Source organism: Streptomyces sp. NPDC001348, from assembly GCF_053597535.1.
In genome coordinates this window covers 189042-207112 of record NZ_JBSFIK010000004.1, presented here as the reverse complement: position 1 = coordinate 207112, position 18071 = coordinate 189042, and the positions used below count along the sequence as shown (strand labels likewise).

The 18071-nt window shown below is 70.8% G+C and carries 19 protein-coding genes and 1 tRNA gene; 12 read left to right on the top strand and 8 right to left on the bottom strand.

Features of this window, described 5'->3' with window-relative positions; all coding sequences use genetic code 11:
• Positions 1–191: 191 nt before the first annotated feature.
• The gene (gene arsM, locus ACWC21_RS06120; protein WP_450878626.1) at positions 192–1088 is read right to left on the bottom strand and encodes an arsenite methyltransferase; all 897 of its coding nucleotides are present in this window, start codon (positions 1086–1088) and stop codon (positions 192–194) included.
• A 104-nt stretch (positions 1089–1192) separates the two neighbouring features.
• On the opposite strand from arsM, the gene ACWC21_RS06115 reads away from it, so the two are divergent.
• Genes ACWC21_RS06115 through ACWC21_RS06105 form a run of 3 tightly spaced genes read left to right on the top strand, consistent with a single transcriptional unit; the run spans position 1193 to position 2748 of the window.
• Positions 1193–1564 (top strand): ArsR/SmtB family transcription factor, encoded by a 372-nt coding sequence (locus ACWC21_RS06115; protein ID WP_450878624.1) that lies wholly within the window; start codon positions 1193–1195, stop codon positions 1562–1564.
• Positions 1561–2295 (top strand): aquaporin, encoded by a 735-nt coding sequence (locus ACWC21_RS06110; protein WP_450878622.1) that lies wholly within the window; start codon positions 1561–1563, stop codon positions 2293–2295. Before ACWC21_RS06115 ends, ACWC21_RS06110 begins: the two co-directional genes overlap by 4 nt.
• A 30-nt stretch (positions 2296–2325) precedes the next feature.
• Positions 2326–2748 (top strand): arsenate reductase ArsC, encoded by a 423-nt coding sequence (locus ACWC21_RS06105; protein ID WP_450878621.1) that lies wholly within the window; start codon positions 2326–2328, stop codon positions 2746–2748.
• A gap of 128 nt (positions 2749–2876) precedes the next feature.
• Here the strand turns inward: ACWC21_RS06105 and ACWC21_RS06100 are convergent, their stop codons facing one another.
• The 3 genes from ACWC21_RS06100 to ACWC21_RS06090 all read right to left on the bottom strand — a co-directional run bounded on the left by ACWC21_RS06100 (position 2877) and on the right by ACWC21_RS06090 (position 5623).
• Positions 2877–3641 (bottom strand): hypothetical protein, encoded by a 765-nt coding sequence (locus tag ACWC21_RS06100; RefSeq protein ID WP_450878619.1) that lies wholly within the window; start codon positions 3639–3641, stop codon positions 2877–2879.
• A 308-nt stretch (positions 3642–3949) separates the two neighbouring features.
• A tRNA-Ser gene (locus ACWC21_RS06095) sits at positions 3950–4036 on the bottom strand.
• 63 nt (positions 4037–4099) lie between these two features.
• Positions 4100–5623, bottom strand: coding sequence for a S1C family serine protease (locus ACWC21_RS06090; protein WP_450878617.1), 1524 nt, complete (start codon positions 5621–5623; stop codon positions 4100–4102).
• A 270-nt stretch (positions 5624–5893) separates the two neighbouring features.
• Between ACWC21_RS06090 and ACWC21_RS06085 the strand changes: the two genes are divergently transcribed.
• The 3 genes from ACWC21_RS06085 (at position 5894) to ACWC21_RS06075 (ending at position 8570) form a co-directional block, all read left to right on the top strand.
• The gene (locus tag ACWC21_RS06085; protein ID WP_450878615.1) at positions 5894–6727 is read left to right on the top strand and encodes a glycerophosphodiester phosphodiesterase; all 834 of its coding nucleotides are present in this window, start codon (positions 5894–5896) and stop codon (positions 6725–6727) included.
• 110 nt (positions 6728–6837) lie between these two features.
• Positions 6838–7479 (top strand): ATP-binding protein, encoded by a 642-nt coding sequence (locus tag ACWC21_RS06080; RefSeq protein WP_450878613.1) that lies wholly within the window; start codon positions 6838–6840, stop codon positions 7477–7479.
• 125 nt (positions 7480–7604) lie between these two features.
• Entirely contained in the window at positions 7605–8570 is a 966-nt protein-coding gene (locus ACWC21_RS06075) for a DUF5926 family protein (RefSeq protein ID WP_450878612.1), read from the top strand.
• Positions 8571–8814: 244 nt separating this feature from the next.
• Here the strand turns inward: ACWC21_RS06075 and ACWC21_RS06070 are convergent, their stop codons facing one another.
• Positions 8815–9375: a hypothetical protein gene (locus ACWC21_RS06070; protein ID WP_450878610.1), complete on the bottom strand. Its 561-nt coding sequence runs from the start codon at positions 9373–9375 to the stop codon at positions 8815–8817.
• A 56-nt stretch (positions 9376–9431) separates the two neighbouring features.
• Positions 9432–10097: a bifunctional DNA primase/polymerase gene (locus ACWC21_RS06065; protein WP_450878608.1), complete on the bottom strand. Its 666-nt coding sequence runs from the start codon at positions 10095–10097 to the stop codon at positions 9432–9434.
• Positions 10098–10706: 609 nt separating this feature from the next.
• Here ACWC21_RS06065 and ACWC21_RS06060 point away from each other — a divergent pair.
• Both ACWC21_RS06060 and ACWC21_RS06055 read left to right on the top strand, forming a co-directional pair.
• A complete protein-coding gene (locus tag ACWC21_RS06060; RefSeq protein ID WP_450878606.1) occupies positions 10707–12143 on the top strand; it encodes a PP2C family protein-serine/threonine phosphatase in 1437 nt (478 codons plus the stop codon).
• 104 nt (positions 12144–12247) lie between these two features.
• Complete coding sequence (locus tag ACWC21_RS06055; protein WP_450878604.1) at positions 12248–13735, top strand: aminopeptidase P family protein; 1488 nt, start codon at positions 12248–12250, stop codon at positions 13733–13735.
• A 113-nt stretch (positions 13736–13848) separates the two neighbouring features.
• On the opposite strand, the gene ACWC21_RS06050 is transcribed toward ACWC21_RS06055, so the two are convergent.
• Positions 13849–14412, bottom strand: a complete 564-nt coding sequence (locus ACWC21_RS06050; protein WP_450878602.1) for a GNAT family N-acetyltransferase — start codon at positions 14410–14412, stop codon at positions 13849–13851.
• 73 nt (positions 14413–14485) lie between these two features.
• Entirely contained in the window at positions 14486–14932 is a 447-nt protein-coding gene (locus tag ACWC21_RS06045; protein WP_450878600.1) for an ATP-binding protein, read from the bottom strand.
• Between the two features lie 200 nt (positions 14933–15132).
• Here ACWC21_RS06045 and ACWC21_RS06040 point away from each other — a divergent pair, with 200 nt between their 5' ends.
• The 4 genes from ACWC21_RS06040 (at position 15133) to ACWC21_RS06025 (ending at position 18067) form a co-directional block, all read left to right on the top strand.
• Entirely contained in the window at positions 15133–16002 is an 870-nt protein-coding gene (locus tag ACWC21_RS06040) for a hypothetical protein (RefSeq protein WP_450878598.1), read from the top strand.
• A gap of 131 nt (positions 16003–16133) precedes the next feature.
• A complete protein-coding gene (locus ACWC21_RS06035; protein ID WP_450878813.1) occupies positions 16134–16874 on the top strand; it encodes a YcnI family copper-binding membrane protein in 741 nt (246 codons plus the stop codon).
• A gap of 93 nt (positions 16875–16967) precedes the next feature.
• On the top strand, positions 16968–17618 hold the full coding sequence (locus ACWC21_RS06030; protein ID WP_450878596.1) for an SCO family protein: 651 nt from the start codon (positions 16968–16970) through the stop codon (positions 17616–17618).
• The gene (locus ACWC21_RS06025) at positions 17615–18067 is read left to right on the top strand and encodes a copper chaperone PCu(A)C (protein ID WP_450878594.1); all 453 of its coding nucleotides are present in this window, start codon (positions 17615–17617) and stop codon (positions 18065–18067) included. The genes ACWC21_RS06030 and ACWC21_RS06025 overlap by 4 nt, the downstream gene beginning before the upstream one ends.
• The last annotated feature ends 4 nt before the right edge of the window (positions 18068–18071 follow it).

The window sequence follows — 18071 nt, the reverse complement described above, 5'->3', positions numbered from 1 at the left end:
TGTCACGGCCTGAGGCTAGGAGCCGTTGCGCCCGCGGAGTTGCCCTGCCGCGCATCGCCACCTGCCCGAGAACGCACAAGCGTCGCCGTCCTCCAGCGCTGTTACGCCGAGGTTCTGGACGGCGAGCAGACGAGGACGAACCCACCTCGCCGCTTCCCGCCTGGGCCGGAGCGGGCTACTGCCGGAGCGGGCTACTGCCGGCTCTGGCAGCCGCAGCCGCTCGCCGCCTTCGCCTCAGCGACGGTGGTCGATGGATCGGCGGCCTGCTCACCGGGCGTACAACAGGCGGTCACACCGCAGCAGGCGGCGGTCGCGAAGGAGCCGTTCGACTCCGGCACGCCGGCGGGCTTGACGGCGCGGACGATCGCGGAGTGCATGCCGTCGGCGACCGTGTGGGTGGGAGTGATCTCGACGTCGGTGAAGCCGGCCGCCTCCAGTCCTTGGCGGTATTCGGCGAAGGACAGGGCACCGGCGATGCAGCCCACGTAGTCGCCGCGCTCGGCTCGCTGCCCGGGTGTGAGGATGTCGTCAGCGACGACGTCGGAGACGCCGATGCGGCCGCCGGGCTTCAGGACGCGGAAGGTCTCGGCGAACACGGCGGGCTTGTCGACGGACAGGTTGATCACACAGTTCGAGATCACCACGTCGATGGTGTTCGCGGGCAGCGGGACGGACTCGATGGTGCCCTTCAGGAACTCGACGTTCGTCGCACCGGCCTTCTCGGCGTTGGCCAGGGCAAGGGCCAGCATCTCGTCGGTCATGTCCACCCCGTACGCCTTGCCGGCGGGGCCGACGCGTCGGGCCGAGAGCAGGACGTCGATGCCGCCGCCGGAGCCCAGGTCGAGGACGCGTTCGCCCTCTCGCAGTTCGGCGACGGCGGTCGGGTTGCCGCAGCCGAGTGACGCGGCCACCGCCTCGGCGGGCAGGGCGTCGCGCTCGTCGGCGGCGTACAGCGTCGAACCGAAGTTCTCGTCGACCTCGACCGGCTGCGGCCCGCAACAGGCTGCGCCACCCTCGGTCACCTTCACGGCCGCCGCGGCGTAGCGCTCGCGGACGGTTTCGCGCAGTGCGATGGACTGCTCGCTCATGGCTCACTCCCAGCTGACGGGGCATGGCGGTGCCCGGAACGGCCTGTATTGACGTTCGTTGATGCAACCTTGCGCCTTGAATCGAAAAACGTCAACATAGACGCATGTCGAAACAAGAGCTCGAGGTGATCGGGCAGGACGCCGCCTGCTGCGCGGGACTGTCCGCACCGCTGGAGGAGGACCAGGCGGCCGAGCTGGCGAAGGTGTTCAAGGCCCTGGGCGACCCGGTCCGGCTCCGGCTGATGTCGATGCTCGCCTCGCGTGGTGAGGGCGGCGAGGTCTGCGTGTGCGAGTTGACGCCGGCTTTCGAGCTGTCCCAGCCGACGATCTCCCACCACCTCAAGCTGCTCCGGCAGGCCGGGCTCATCGACTGCGAGCGGCGCGGGACCTGGGTGTACTACTGGGTACTGCCCGGCGTCCTGGACCGGCTCGCCGCGTTCCTGACCGCACCGCGGACCGCCGGAGCCACCGCGTGACCGCGCCCCTGGGCCGACGGCTCGCCGCTGAAGCCATCGGAACCGGCCTGTTGGTGGCGGTGGTGGTCGGCTCCGGCATCCAGGCCACCGAGCTCTCGCACGACGTGGGCGTGCAACTGCTCGCCAACTCCGTCGCCACCGTCTTCGGCCTGGGCGTGCTCATCGCCGTGCTCGGGCCGGTCTCCGGCGCGCACTTCAACCCGGCCGTCACGCTGGTCGCCTGGTTCACCGGCCGCCGCAAGGCCGACGGCCTCACTCTGCGGGACGTGGCCGCGTACGTGCCGGCGCAGATCGCCGGGGCCATCGGCGGGGCGATCCTCGCCGACGCGATGTTCGCCGAACCGCTGGTCGACTGGTCCACGCACGACCGGTCCGCCTCTCATCTGTGGCTCGGCGAGGTGGTCGCCACGGCCGGGCTGATCCTGCTGGTCCTCGGACTCGAACGCGTCGGCAGTGCCTCACTCGCACCGGTGGCCGTGGCCTCGTACATCGGGTCCGCCTACTGGTTCACCTCCTCCACCTCCTTCGCGAACCCGGCAGTGACCGTCGGCCGGGCCTTCACCGACACCTTCGCCGGAATCGCACCTGCCTCCGTCGCCCCGTTCATCGCCGCCCAGCTGGCCGGAGCCGTGCTCGGGCTGGGCGCCGTCATGGCGGTGTACGGCCGTTCCGCTCCCGCCGGGGACAAGGTCGTCGTACCGCACGGCGAACCAGAACTCGCCTCGTCCTGATCCGCTCCGCCCTCCCGAAAGACGCCCGCCATGAGCAACCCCGCCCCGCGCGCCTCGGTCCTGTTCGTCTGCGTCCACAACGCCGGCCGCTCCCAGATGGGCGCCGCCTTCCTCACCCACCTGGGCGGGGACCATGTCGAGGTCCGCTCGGCCGGCTCCGCCCCCGCCGACACGGTCAACCCCGCCGTGGTCGAGGCCATGGCGGAGATCGGCATCGACATCTCCACCGCGGTCCCCAAGGTCCTCACCACCGAGGCGGTGCGGTCTTCGGACGTGGTGATCACCATGGGCTGCGGGGACGCCTGCCCGGTCTTCCCCGGCAAGCGGTACCTGGACTGGCAGCTGGACGATCCCGCCGGGCAGGGCGTCGACGCGGTTCGGCCCATCCGGGACGAGATCGAGCAGCGCGTGCGAGGCCTGCTCGCCGAACTCGGTGTCCCGACGGCGGCATGACCGAACACGGTGCGCCTTCCAGAGCAGTCTCACCGGCTGAAGTCGCCCGTCGGGCTGGTCACGGCAGCGCTCGAACGAACAGATCGAACGGGCCCTTGACACTGCTGACTAGAGGAACCGAAGCGCCGTCAACAGGTATCGTCTCCGGTCCTTTGCACAGGGATCTTGGCAATCGGGTCCACACCAGCGATCGGAGCGTTCAGGCTCGGACGCCATTCCTCATCCTTGGTCGGCCTCCTGAGATTCTTGATGATGCTGCCTGCACTGTCAGGCAGGAGATACACATAGATCCAGAAGTTCTTACCCGCGTCGGAGTCCGCACCGACACCAAAGGGACTTACCTGCCACTCACCGGCACCCACTTGATCTGCCCCCCGAAGGTTGAACAGACCCCTCGTGTCGGCTTCTCCGCCCTTGTCGTTGAGGTTGGCGACCCAGATCTGAAAGCCCTCCGGGATCTTGCCGGTACCTACGACCGGCGTACACGTGCCGATACGCCCATGCTGCTGAGGCTTTTCCACCTTCAGGTCCCGAGCCGGGTTCTCCTGCTCTGCTCCAGCCGTCAACTGTTTCGCCCCGACCGTCGCGTCAGCTTTTTCGGGCTGCTTCCCGAGGGGGAAGGCGCCTGGCCAAGCAAGGTTGGAGGCCCAGTACGTAACGATCACTACGAGTGCCAACGTCATGGTCAGTACGGCCCGCCGCGTGGCGGCACCACTACCGGCCAGCAGGAAGCGATGTACCAGATAGAGACTGGTGCATCCGAAGATGCACGCTGCCGCTGGCAGGAGAGGTGCAGGTAACTTGTCGGCAGCACTGGCCACAACGCCGGCCACCGACAGGACGTTTGCCGTGATGCTGGAGATGACCAGCGCCCGCTCTGTTCCCGGTGTCATGGCAAGGTTGTAGCCAGTCGCACGGCTTGGTGATCCCTTGTTACGCGAATTGTGCTCTGCTGTGACAAGTCCGGAACTGATCCACTGGCCAGGCTGTACGGCATTTAAGGGATGCTCACTGCCACTCGGCACATCGCGGAGGCAGAGACGACACCCCGCCTATTGCGGTTGACCGTGGTCCACGCTTGGTCCACGCGCGGTGATCCACAGCGCGACAGAGCCGGATCAAGGTGAGACAGGGTGCATGCAGAAGGGGTGCCGCTCCGGAGAGGGGCACCCCTTCTGACCTGCAACATCTACGACCTGCGCGGAGGCGGTGGGATTTGAACCCACGGTGACATCGCTGCCACGACGGTTTTCAAGACCGTTCCCTTCGGCCGCTCGGGCACGCCTCCCCGCGCCGCGCGAGATCGGCGGCGCGGGGACAAGAGTAACGGGTGGGCACGCGCGCGTGGGTGTCAGTTGTCGCCCACGCGGGAGCCGAGGGTCAGATCGGCCGTGTGCTCCTTGCCGTCCCGCTTGTAGGTGATCGTGACCTTGTCGCCGGGCTTGTGGGTCCAGATCTCGCCGATGAGGGTCGGGCCGGAGTCGATCACCGTGTCGTCGAGCTTGGTGATGACGTCGCCCGGCTTGAGGCCGGCCTTGTCCGCGGGGCCGCCCGATTCGACCGCTGCGGCGCCGCCCGTGCCCTGATCGGTGATCTTCGCGCCGCCCGAGCTGTCCTCCAGGGAGACGGACGCGCCGATCTTGGCGTAGACCGGCTTGCCGTTCTTGATCAGCTGCTGGGCGACGTACTTGGCCTGGTTGATCGGGATGGCGAAGCCGAGGCCGATCGAGCCGGACTGGCCGGAACCGCCCAGACCGCCGCCGCTGCTGCTGGACTGGATCGCGGAGTTGATGCCGATCACCGCGCCGGAGGCGTCCAGAAGGGGGCCGCCGGAGTTGCCGGGGTTGATGGAGGCGTCCGTCTGCAGGGCGTTCATGTAGGACGCCTTGCTGGTGGAGCTGCCGTCGCTGGAGGCCACCGGGCGGTTCTTGGCGCTGATGATGCCCGTCGTGACCGTGTTGGACAGGCCGAAGGGGGCGCCGATCGCGATCGTCTCGTCGCCGACGGCCACCTTGTCGGAGTCGCCGAGGGCCAGCGGGTTGAGGCCGGAGGGGGCGTCCTTGAGCTTGATGACCGCCACGTCGTAGCCCTGGGCGTGGCCCACGACCTCCGCGTCGTACTTCTTGCCGTTCGGGAAGGTGGCGGTGAGCTTGCCGCCGTCCACCGCGTCGGCCACGACATGGTTGTTGGTGACGATGTGGCCCTGCTTGTCGAAGACGAAGCCGGTACCCGTGCCGCCCTCGCCGCTGGTGCTCTCCGCCTCGATGGTGACCGTGCTGGGCAGCGCCCTCGCGGCGACGTTCGCGACCGTGCCCGGGGCACGCTTGACCTGGGAGGCGCTGCTGGAGGCGGAGACGGTGGTGGAGCCGCTGTCGTCGTTGTTCTTGGCCAGGGTGTAGCCGAGGCCGCCGCCCAGGCCGCCCGCGACCAGCGCGGCCACCAGGACGGCGGCGACCAGGCCACCGCGTCCGCGGCCGGACTTCGGGGCGGGCTGCTGGTACGAGGAGCCCCAGCCGGAGCCGCCGCCTTCCCCTCCGTAGCCTTCACCGCCGTAGCCGGCCCCGCCGTAACCCGCGCCCGTGCCGCCGTCGGCGTAGGAGGGCGTCGCGGGGGGCGGGGGCGGCCAGGAGCCGGCGGGCGGCGTGGAGCCGGGCGCCGGGCCGGAGGCGTACGGTCCCTGCGCGGCGCCGTGGGGCGGCTGCGCGGGGCTCTGCTCGGGGGTGCCGGCGGCACCCTGGGGCATGGGCGGCAGCGGAGTCGTCGGCGCGCCCCCGGCGGGCGCGGCCGTCGGCTGGGGAGCACCGGGAGCCGCCGCCGGCACTGGAGGTGCGGACGGGGCAGGGGGTACCGCGGTGCCCTCGTTCTCGGTGCTCACAGCTTCTCTCCTCGATCCACGGCTGTTTTTCTCGGTCGCACTCGGTCACGCTCGTTCACGCTCGTCGTCGACCCGGCGCGCTGGCAGCTGTGCATGTGCTTTCCGTATGCCTCAGCTTTTCCCACGGGCCGTCAGAGCACCATAAGCGGTGACTGTGGGTCCACGGCTATTCCTTATATCCGACATTAGGAGCAGAACGGCCGCATCCCCGGAACATCTCAGGGGGTTCTCAGATACGTGCGTACCCCTCAGCGGTGGCACCATGACGCGGTGACCCACGCACGACAGCACCACATCCAGGTCGTCGCCCACCGGGGAGCCTCCGAGGACGCCCCCGAGCACACCCTCGCCGCCTACCGGAAGGCGATCGAGGACGGCGCGGACGCCCTCGAATGCGACGTCCGGCTGACCGCGGACGGCCACCTGGTGTGCGTCCACGACCGGCGCGTCAACCGTACGTCCAACGGCCGCGGTGCGGTGTCGGCCCTGGAGCTCGCCGACCTGGCCGCCCTGGACTTCGGCTCGCGGAAGACCCGTGACAGCTGGCGCGGCCGCGACGAGGAACCCGACTGGGAGCACCGCCCCGAGGACCGCGAGGAGACCTCCGTACTGACCCTGGAGCGGCTGCTGGAGCTGGTCGCGGACGCCGGACGGCGGGTGGAGCTGGCCATCGAGACCAAGCACCCCACCCGCTGGGCGGGGCAGGTCGAGGAGCGGCTGCTGCTGCTCCTGAAGCGGTTCGGCCTGGACGCCCCGGTCTCGGCGGCCGCGTCACCGGTGCGGATCATGAGTTTCTCGGCGCGTTCGCTGCACCGGGTGCGGGCGGCCTCGCCGATGCTGCCGACGGTGTACCTGATGCAGTTCGTCTCGCCGCGGCTGCGCGACGGGCGGCTGCCCGCGGGCGTCCGGATCGCGGGTCCCTCCATCCGGATCGTGCGCAACCACCCTGCGTACATCGAGCGGCTGAAGGCGGCCGGGTACCAGGTGCACGTGTGGACGGTGAACGACCCCGAGGACGTCGACCTCTGCGTCGAGCTGGGCGTCGACGCCATCATCACCAACCGCCCGCTCGCGGTGCTGCACCGGCTCGGTCGAAGGTCTTGACCAATGTCACACGGGTGAAGCATCCTCCCTTCTCGGCCACACCGAACAAATCCAGCCACACCCTTACAGGGAGTGCTCCGGCGCGTTCGATCCGTATTCGATCGTGACGAATGCGTCACCGGAAGAGGATTGGCCGGTTTCCGGTACAGGCCAATGGGGCATCCACACCGTGGCGTGGGGCGAAGGAGGTCTCGGGGGTGGCGTTGGTGGTGGCACAGGAGGTGCCCACGTCGTCGAGCATGGCCGTACCCCATGGCCCTGCGGGCGTGGGGAAGGCCAGGCACCGGATGCGCGCACAGCTGCGCAGTGGTGGGGTGTCGGAATCGGTCATCGATGATGCCGTGCTGATTCTTTCCGAACTTTTGAGCAACGCCTGCAAGCACGGCCGTCCGCTCGGTGACGCCGCCGTCGGTGACGGTGACGTACGGGCGGCGTGGCAGGTGGATCCACGCGGCCGGCTGATCGTGGAGGTCACGGACGGCGGCGGCCCGACCCGCCCGGCTCCGTCGACCCCGTCGGTGACCGCGCACGGCGGCCGCGGGCTGAACATCATCACCGCCCTGGCCGACGACTGGGGCGTACGCGACGACGCCCGGGGCGAGGTCACCGTCTGGGTGGTGGTCCACGAGGACGCGCACACCCCGGACCCCGGGCATCGCCGCGACGACTTCGCCTCAAGGGTGACGGCCCCTCCGGTCTCGGCGCTCGCCACCGAACTGGGCTTCCGGGACGCCTTCACCGACCTGGACTGAACCGCCCGCGGCCGTCCCACCCGGCTGCTTCGTGTCCGCGTCGTCCACAGGTTCCCGTCGGCGGCAGCGGCAGCGGCTAGGCTCGCGGCAGTACGAGACCGAGCCGTAACCGGGAGACACGCACGATGGCCAAGAAGCGACCCCAGACGAAGGCCAAGCGGCCGCAGCTCACGGACGGACAGATCCCGGTCGTCGGCGCCCGCGAGCCCTGCCCGTGCGGCAGCGGCCGCCGCTACAAGGCCTGCCACGGCCGGGCCGCTTCGCACGCCGCGACCGAACTGGTGCAGCGGCCCTTCGAGGGGCTGCCGGGCGAGTGCGACTGGGTGGCGCTGCGCGAGCTGGTGCCCGCCGCCACGGTCGGACTGACGCTGAAGGGCGGCCTGCCCGAGGACGTCCCGTCCGTCACGCTCGCCACGGTGCTGCCGATGGCCTGGCCTGCGCTGCGCCGTGACGACGGCTCGGTCCTGCTCGGTCTGCAGAACGACACGGCGTCCGGCGACATCAGCCGCGACCTCGCCGACACCCTCGGGCGCGCGCTCACCGCCGAACCGGGAACCCCGGTGCAGGGCCGGCGTGCCCCGGCCGACGGTCCGCGGCTGCAGGACCTGATCGATCCCGAAGGCGCGTTCGAGCCAGTGGTGCACAGCGGGTTCGAGTTCTGGGTGCCGGACTCGGAGAACGCCACGCCCGAGGTGACCGCCTCGCTGGAGCGGGCCAACGCCGCCGCCATCCCCACCGTGAAGCTGACCGGTGTGGACGCCGCGTACTGGTGCGAGACGCCGGAGAAGAACCATCTGCGCTGGGTCATGCCGCACCCGGAGGAGCAGCTTCTGGACGCTCTTGCCCGGCTGCACGCGGCGGGCCGCTCGAGCCTCGGGGAGGGCACCCGGCTGGTCGGTTCCTTCCGTGCTCACGGGCTCACCGTGCCGGTCTGGGACCTGCCGAGCGGGGTCACCGCGGAGGACGTGGAGAAGCCGGCCGCCGAGTTCGCCGAGCGCCTCGCCGCCGCCCTGGCCTCGGACGCGCCGCTCACCGTGGACGAGCGCCGGGCGCGCGGCGGACTCACCAACCGGCAGGTCACGCTCAGCTGACGCACGGGCGACGCGCGGGCTGCGGCCGATCGGCCGGACAGCCGCGGTCAGGTCGTCCGGACAGGTGACTCCTGTCACAACTCCCGGACGCGACAAGCAAATCCGTGTCCGAATAGCCGAGATCGAATTTGCGAACCGGCGATCTCTTGTTACCGTTCCAGTAGCCCGGTTGCTGGTGCATCCCCCGTCGCCAGCAACCGGGTCTTTCCATGTCCGCGTCCGGTGTACGGAACGCTTCGGTCCGTCAACTTCCCTTGGAAGCATCGGAGTTGCTCCCTGAGCGGAGCAGCAGCGGCCCGTCGCCGTCCCGTGCGGCGAACTCCGTGACCGCCGTGTAGGCGTCCGGTCCGCCGCGGCTGCGTTCCCTGGGTGTCTCGCAGGTACCGGGCTCGTCGTCGGCGCCCACGGCGCAGCGCATCTGCACCGTGCGCCCGCCCGGTCCCATGAAGCTCAGGACCGCGCCGAGCGCCCGACCGGTGGCGTTGCGGTAGTAGGTGCGCGCCCAGGTCTCCGGGCCCTGCGTCAGGACGCAGGTCTGGGCCTCGACCCCGTCGGGCGAGGTGAGTTCGGGACCGCAGCGGGCGGCGGTGGCCAGGCCCAGGCCGAGCAGCCGGGGCGAGCCGGAGGGGGCGGGCACGGCGGAGTGGTCCTTGGCGTCGGCGTGCGGAGCCGTGCCCCCACCGCGCGCGGGCGTACGTACGGCCGCGCGCCCCGCGTCGCCCACCTGCCCCGCGGACGCCACGGTCAGCGGCAGCGCGACCGCGCACACCACGACGCCCGCGAGGGCGAGCAGACGAACGTTCATGAACAGGAAAGATAAGACCAAAGGCACGCCACGGGCCCCGTGCGCGCCCGACACCCCTACAACTCGGGTGCGCTCACACCCGTACGAGTGAGGGCGTCGACCACGGCGTCCACCACGGCCTCCACGTCGGGCACCCACGGCGAGGCCGAGCCGGGCAACGGAGCACGTTCCCAGTGGATGTCGCCCTGGCCGGTCCCGGAGGGGGGCAGCGCGAGGTAACCGCCCTCGCCGTGGAAGCGGAGGGAGCCGGGGACGAAGTCCTTGGCGTACAGCAGTTCCCCCAACTGCTCCATGGAGTAGGGCTTCACCAGCAGCGACCAGCGGGTGGGCGCGGCGATCACCGGGCCCAGCCGCATGCCGGACCGGTCGAGGGCGTCGAGGGCGCGGGCCGCGGCGGCGGCCGGCAGGCTGACCGCACAGGGCGCCTTGCCCCCGGTGGCGAGGATGATGGGGGCGCTCGGCCGGTTGGTCCACCACCAGCGCACCATGCGCTCGTCGGTGGTGGCCGCGAGCAGTCCCGGGTCGAAGGGATGCGCGCCGGGCACCGTGCACTCCTGATCGGGGCAGGTGCAGCGAGGCCGTCCCTGTGGGTCCGGGGCCACGCCCGGGAGTACGGGCCACTGCCATTCCGTCGCGAAGGTCAGGGCCGCGCTGATCAGCTCGGGCCTCCCGTCGTCCCGCCCGGACAGGAGCCTGCGTCGCCTTCCGAGGATCTCGCGCATGAGCGCTCGTTCCTTTCCGTTGCACCGCTGGCAACACCGTGGATCACATCATGTGTCGATCACTTCACTGTGCGTACCTGTTGGCGCATCACACCCCTGCTGCGGCAAGGGGAACCCCAGGGGGTCGAGCGTTGGCCGCGTCCGCGTCCATACTGCGTCCATCAAAAGAGCACGGCCGCTGTGCGGGGGTGGCGAAGACTGGCGTTTTGCCGTCGCACGTATTTCTCTTCGCCTCCGCCACGGGAGGATGGGGCACGGTCGTCGGTGGTTAAGACGCCCGGGTGCGTCACCAGGTTCCGGACAGGTCTCCAACCACCCCTGGCCTTCTCCGAGTACGTACCCATCACGACCGCTGTGACGCTCCGTGGAGCAAGCCCAGTCGACCGCAATGAACCGTTACCTGAGGCAGTTTTAAGCCAACTTTGTCGTTATGCAAGATGTTGAGCAGGTACCCGCAAGAAGCCTTCGGACACCAGGAATCCCGGCAGGACAATGCTGGACATCCCCTCACGAGTGCGTGTACATGTGGAGCCACTGCTGGCAGCGCAGAAAGACATGGGGGTTCGCGATGCTTTTGAGCAATACGCACCGGTCTGAAGGCCGGACACCATGAGCGCCCCCCACCCTCCGAAAGTGGCCGGAATCGATTCAACGATTGCCACTCCCGCCCACACTGCCGCCCCAGCACCGACCGCCCCCGAGGCCCCGCCAGTCACCGCCGCCCCGGCCGCGAACTGCCCGCCCCCGCCGAACTCCCCCGCCCCCGGCGCCCTCCTCCAGGACCGGCTGGCCGGCTGGGTGTCGGACCTCACCACCCTGCACGAACTCACCGAACGCCTGGCCCGCAGGGACACCCTGGACACGGCGCTGACCGAACTGCTGCGCTCCGGCGCCGCCCTGGTGGGCGCCCGGCGCGGTCTCCTCGTCCTCGAACCCGGCGACGGCCTGGGCCCCCGCAAGACCATCGGCCTCGGGCTGGGCCGGGCCGACCTCGGCCACATCGAGACCGTGCCGCGCGTCGCCCAGCCCCACGGCGAACTCCTCGACACCACCGCCGGACCGCCCGGCGGCCGGGGCGAGAGCATCCGCCCCGACCTGTTCGCCGAGGACGGCCTCGATCCCCGGCACCGTGAGGTGGCCGCCCGCCTGGGCTACGCCGCCAGCTACGCCCTCCCCCTCACCACCCGGGCCGCCGGCCGCCTCGGCGCCGCCGTGTGGCTCTACGACGAGCCCGCCGAACCGGAGGAGCGCCGCCGCCACCTGGCCGGCCTGTACGTCCGCCACGCCACCGAGCACCTGGCCCGGCTGCTGGAACTGGAGCGCACGCGCGCGTGCATGGCGACGATCGCCGAGGAACTGCTCCCCTCCCGGCTGCCGCGGGTGCCCGGTGTGCAACTCGCCGCCCGGCACCGCACCGGTCCGCGCGGCGGCGGCGACTGGTACGACGCGCTGCCGCTGCCCGACGCCGCGCTCGGTCTCGCGGTCGGCTCGGTGACCGGCTCCGGGCCCAGCGCGGTCGCCGCCATGGGACGGCTGCGGGCCAGCCTGCGGGCGTACGCGGTGATGGAGGGGGAGGACCCCGTCGCCGTCCTGTCCGACCTCGAACTGCTGCTGCGCCTGACCGAGCCGGCCCGCTCGGCCACCGCCCTGTTCGCCTACTGCGAGCCCGCGCTGCGCAGGGTCACCCTGGCCGGCGCCGGACACAGCCCGCCCCTGCTGATCGGCGAGCGGCGCACCGAGTTCGCGGAGACCTCCGTGTCCGCGCCGCTGGGGATGCTCGCCTGCTGGGAGGCGCCGAGCGCGGAGATCCAGGCGGAGGCCGGGGACACCGTCCTGCTCTACACGGACGGGCTGCTGCACCGCACCGGCGATCCCATGGACCGCGCCTTCGCCCGGCTGCACTCGGCGGCCGCGAGCGCTCCCCGGGCACTGCGCCACGACCCCGGCGCCCTCGCCGACCACGTGCTGCGCACGGTCCTGCCGGACGGACTGGACGCCGCGGACAGCGAGGAGGACGTGGTGCTGCTGGCGGCCCGGTTCGACTGACCGGTCAGTCGGAAGACCGGTCCATGCGGTCATGAGCGTTCGCCTCTGTGGCCCTGTCCGGTACGACCGTACGATGGACGTCATCCAGCGCAGTGTCGAGGAGGATGACCGTGGCCGACGAGCTCACCCCGGCCGAGTCCATTGCTGCCACCGCAGCGGACCCGGAGGAGACGGAAGAGCCGATCAAGCAGCGCAAGAACGGCCTGTACCCGGGCTTGTCCGACGAACTCGCCGAGAACATGAAGTCCGGCTGGGCCGACACGGAGCTGCGCGACCTGAAGCCGATCGAGCAGGCCGGGCACACCGCGCGCCGCCGCGCCGCGCTGTCCGCCCGCTTCCCGGGCGAGCGCCTGGTGATCCCGGCGGGCAATCTGAAGACCCGCTCGAACGACACGGAGTACGCCTTCCGGTCGTCGGTCGAGTACACGTACCTCACCGGCAACCAGACCGAGGACGGCGTCCTGGTGCTGGAGCCGACGACGGACGGTCACAAGGAGACGATCTACCTCCTGCCGCGCTCCGACCGGGAGAACGGTGAGTTCTGGCTGTCCGGCCACGGCGAGCTGTGGGTCGGCCGCCGCCACTCGCTCACCGAGTCCGAGGCCCTGTACGGCATCCCGGCCGCCGACGTGCGCGAGCTGCCCCAGAAGCTGAAGGAGGCCACCGGCCCGGTCCGCGTGGTCCGCGGCCACGACGCGGCCGTCGAGGCGGCCCTGACCGACAAGGTCACCGCCGAACGCGACGAGGAGCTGCGCGTCTTCCTCTCCGAGGCGCGGCTGGTCAAGGACGAGTTCGAGATCGGCGAGCTGCAGAAGGCCGTCGACTCCACCGTGCGCGGCTTCGAGGACGTGGTGAAGGTCCTCGACAAGGCCGAGGCGACGAGCGAGCGCTACATCGAGGGCACGTTCTTCCTCCGCGCGCGGGTGGAGGGCAACGACATCGGCTACGGCACCATCGCCGCCGCCGGCCCGCACGCCTGCACGCTGCACTGGGTGCGCAACGACGGCCCGGTCCGCTCCGGCGACCTGCTCCTGCTGGACGCCGGCGTGGAGACGCACACGCTGTACACCGCCGACGTCACCCGCACGCTGCCGGTCAACGGCCGCTACAGCGAGATCCAGAAGAAAATCTACGACGCCGTGTACGACGCCCAGGAGGCCGGCATCGCGGCCGTCGCGCCGGGCGGCAAGTACCGGGACTTCCACGACGCCGCCCAGCGGGTGCTCGCCGAGCGGCTCGTCGAGTGGGGCCTGGTCGAGGGCCCGGTGGAGCGCGTCCTGGAGCTCGGCCTGCAGCGCCGCTGGACGCTGCACGGCACCGGTCACATGCTCGGCATGGACGTCCACGACTGTGCCGCCGCCCGCGTGGAGACCTACGTGGACGGCACGCTGGAGCCCGGCATGGTGCTCACCGTCGAGCCCGGCCTGTACTTCCAGGCCGACGACCTGACCGTGCCGGAGGAGTACCGGGGCATCGGGGTCCGGATCGAGGACGACATCCTCGTCACCGAGGACGGCAACCGGAACCTGTCGGCGGCCCTGCCGCGCCGCTCCGACGAGGTCGAGGCGTGGATGGCGTCGCTGAAGGGCTGAGCCGGATCGCTGAGCCGAAGCGCTGAGCCGAACCGCTGAGCCGAACCGCTGATACGAGACCGACGGCCGGGCACCGGGAGCGGTGCCCGGCCGTATCCATGCCCTCGCCGCGTTCACGGCCCCGGATCGTCGTCGTGCAGGATCCGCTGGAACAGCCGGTGGTCGCGCCAGGTGCCGTCGATGTGCAGATAGCGCGGGGCCGTACCGATGTGCTCGAAGCCGCACTTGGCCAGCACCCGCTGGGAGCGGGCGTTGTCCAGGACCGTGGTGGCCTCGATCCGGTGCAGCCCCACCCTCTCGCGGGCCGCCCGGCACACCGCCTCGACGGCGGCCGCCGCCAGCCCCTGCCCCTGGCGGTCGGCGGCGATCCAGTAACCGAGATGGGCGCTGCGGAACGGACCGAGGACGATCCCGGACAGCGTGATCGTCCCCGCGATGCGCCCGTCGGCGGCTTCCAGCACCCACGGGACGGCCCGCTTCTCGGCGAGCTGCCGCAACCGGTCGTCGAGCACGGCCTGCTGACCGGCGGCGGTGAAGAAGCCCTCCGGGCGGCGGGGCTCCCACGGAGCGAGGTGCTCCCGGTTCTCCAGGTACGCCGCAGCGAGCGCCCGCGCGTCCCCTCTCGCCGCGAGCCGCAGCCCCACGTCGTCCGTCAACTGCTCGGAGAGGATGTCCATGCACTCACCCTAGCCGGGCAACGCGCTGAGGAAACCGTGGAGTTGACCGGCGGCGAAGCCGGGAACAGCACACCTAGACGGTTATGAGCGGCGCGTCGTCGCGCCACTTGAGCATCTTGTCGAAACTGACCACCGTCCCGGCGCGGCCCGGCTCGGGCCCGATGTGCACATGGTCGGCGAGTGCCCGGATGAGACAGAGGCCGCGTCCGTGCTCGGCGTCCACGCGCGGCGGCCGGGTGCCGGTGCCGCGGGCGAGTCCCGGGCCGGAGTCGGTCACCTCGATACGGCACTTCTCACCGTCGAGGTAGGCCGTCACCCGGTACGCCTCCGAGGAGGCGTCGAGCGCCCCGCCCCCACCGTGTTCGACGGCGTTCGCACAGGCCTCGCTGAGGGCGACGGACAGGTCGTAGGAGATGTCGGGGTCCACGCCCGCGGTTTCCATGGTGCCCATGAGAAGGCGTCGGGCGAGCGGCACGCTCGCGGCGTCGCGCCGCAGATGGAGTGACCACCAGATGCTCATGCTCCAGCCTCCTGGCCGCGGCTCGACATACCGATACGTATTGCCGCCCGTGCCCGTGTGTAAGCACACCGTCGGCGTGACACCGCCCATACGGTGGATGCGGACGCAGACGAATCGGTGTATGAGGGGCACCCCGACAGGGCCCGTCAGCCGGACCTGCCGCACGGGCCAGGGGGGAGCAGTGCGATGATGAGCGCGCCATGACTGCCCCCCACCCCGGCACGACACGCTCCGGAGCGGAACTCCGGATTCTGCGGGCCACGGTTTTCGCCGCGGTCTGTGTCGCGCTGGCCGCCGCGGGGCACGCCCTGGCCGCCTGCGCCACCGTCCCGCTGTGGACGCTGGGCGCGGGATTCCTCGGCTCCCTGCTGCTGGTGGCCCCCCTCACCGGGCGGGACCGCTCGCTGCCGGGGATCGCGGCACTGCTCGCCTTCGGGCAGACCGCGCTGCACACCCTGTTCGGGCTGGCCGAGCGTGCGACGCCCTCCGGCGGGATGTCCGCGGCGTCCATGGGCGCGATGTCCACGTCCTCGGTGTCCCAGATGAGCGACCAGGCCCTGGTGGCCCGCGCCGCGCGGCTGCTCTGCGGGTCGGGCGCGGCCGGCCTCAGCCCCGCCCACGCCTACAAGATCCTCGCCGACGCGCATCTGGCCGGCGCGGCAACCGGGCGGCCCGGCACGGACATGGGCACCATGCGGTACGCGGCGGACGCGACCGGCTCCACCGCCTCCCTTCTCCCGTCCCTGCTGCCGTCGCTGCCGATGCTCCTCGGCCACCTGCTCGCGGCCGTGGCCGTCGGCTGGCTGCTGCGCCGCGGTGACCTGGCGGTGCTGCGGCTGCTGGACCTCTCGGTGCACGGGGTCGCCGAGGGGACGCTCGTACGTTCCCTGCGCGGGGCGCTCGCACTGGCGTGCGCCCTGTGCGCCGGTCTCCCCGGCGCTCCCGGCCCCCGCGCGCGTGTCCGTCGTACCGCTCCGCACGACTCACCCGCCCCGCACACCACCGCACTCCAGCACACGGTGATCCGGCGCGGCCCGCCGCCCGCCGCCGCACTCGAACTCGCCGCCTGACGCGACACAGAGCCACTCCCCACGGGATCCGTGCGGAGAGGGACCGCCGTCGCTTCACGCGCGCGTCCCTCTTCGCCACCGGAACCATCCCGGATCTCACTCAGAGTGGAGTGCTCTCTGCCATGAAGGCCATCAAGGCTTCCCGTCTCGCCGCCGCCGCTGCCGTCGCCGGCTCCATCGTGCTCGCCCTGTCCGCGCCCGCCTTCGCGCACGTCAGCGTGCAGCCGGAGACCACGCCCGCCAAGGGCGGCTACGCGGTCGTCGACTTCAAGGTGCCCAACGAGCGCGACAACGCCTCGACCACGAAGCTCGAGGTCAACCTCCCCACCGACCACCCGCTGGCGTCGGTGATGCCGCAGCCGATCGACGGCTGGACGGTGAAGGTCACCAAGGCCAAGCCGGCCAAGCCGATGGAGATGCACGGCAAGAAGATCGCCGAGGCGGTCACCAAGGTCACCTGGACCGCCGACGGCAAGGGCATCGAGCCCGGCTACTTCCAGAAGTTCCCCCTGTCCATCGGAGCCCTGCCGGACGACACCGACGAACTGGTCTTCAAGGCGATCCAGACGTACTCCGACAAGGAAGTCGTCCGCTGGATCGAGGCCCAGCAGGACGGCCAGGAGGAACCCGAGAACCCGGCCCCGGTGCTCGAACTGTCGGCCGCCTCCGACGGCGAGCACTCCCACGGCTCCTCCAACGCCGAGGACGCCTCCGACAAGACGGACGGCAGGACCGAGACCGCGGCCGCCTCCGGCGACTCCTCCTCCGGCGGCAGTGACACCACCGCGCGCGTGCTCGGCACCGTCGGCATCGCACTCGGCGTGGCAGGCGTGGCGTACGGCGTGCTCGCCGGACGCCGACGGTCCGCCTGACCCCATCCCATCCGCACCGCGCACAGGGGGCCGTGCCACTCTTGCGTACGGCCCCGGTGCGCGCCGGAGCTCTCACATCCGGGACACATCTCTATGCGCAACAAGACGTTCGCGGCGGCCGCACTGCTCGCCGCCGCCACCCTGACCCTCTCCGCCTGCGGCAGCGACGACGGCCAGTCGCCCGTCACCGTGGTCTCCGAGGAGTCCGGCTCCGACAAGGCCGGCACCGTCCTCGACCAGCCCTTCGAGAAGCCGGACCTCGTCCTCACCGACACCCACGGCAAGAAGTACGACCTCCGCGAGGAGACCAAGGGCAAGCCGACGCTCATCTACTTCGGCTACACCCACTGCCCCGACGTCTGCCCGCTGACCATGAACAACATCGCGGTCGCCAAGAAGGCACTGCCCAAGGCCGAGCAGGCGAAGCTGCGCGTGGTCTTCGTGACCACCGACCCCGCCCGCGACACCCCCGCCGAACTCGGCAAGTGGCTCAAGGGCATCGACCCCCAGTTCATAGGTCTGACCGGCGACTTCTCCACCATCCAGGCCGGGGCCCGCTCGCTGGGCATCTCCATCGAGCCGACGAAGAAGGAAAAGAACGGCAAGGTCGTCTCGGTCCACGGCACCCAGGTCATCGCCTTCTCCCCGAAGACCGACGGCGGGTACGTCGTCTACGGCGAGGACACCACGGTCGACGACTACACCAAGGACCTCCCCAAGATCGTCAAGGGGGCGAAGCCGTGAGGCGCCACGCCCTGCCCGCCGCTGCGATGGCCGGTGCCATGGCCCTCGCCGGCTGCGGCGGGTCCGGCGACACCAAGGCGGACATATCGGTCCGCTCGTCCTACATGCCGCAGCCCGTCTCCGCCGACATGGCGGCCGGCTTCCTGACGATCGTCAACGACGGCGGCACCAAGGACGAGCTGACCAAGGTCACCAGTGACGTGGCCGGTGACGTCACCATGCACGACACCGTCGGCGGCGCGATGGAGGAGGTCACCTCCTTCCCCGTGCCCGCCCACGGCCGGCTCGTCTTCAGGAGCGGCGGCAACCACCTGATGTTCGAAAAGCTGAAGCAGAGGCCGAAAACGGGCCAGACGATCACCCTGAAACTCACCTTTGCCAAGTCCGGGCCGCTCACCGTCGAGATGCCGGTGAAGTCCGCCACGTACAACCCGTCGACCGGACACTGAGGGA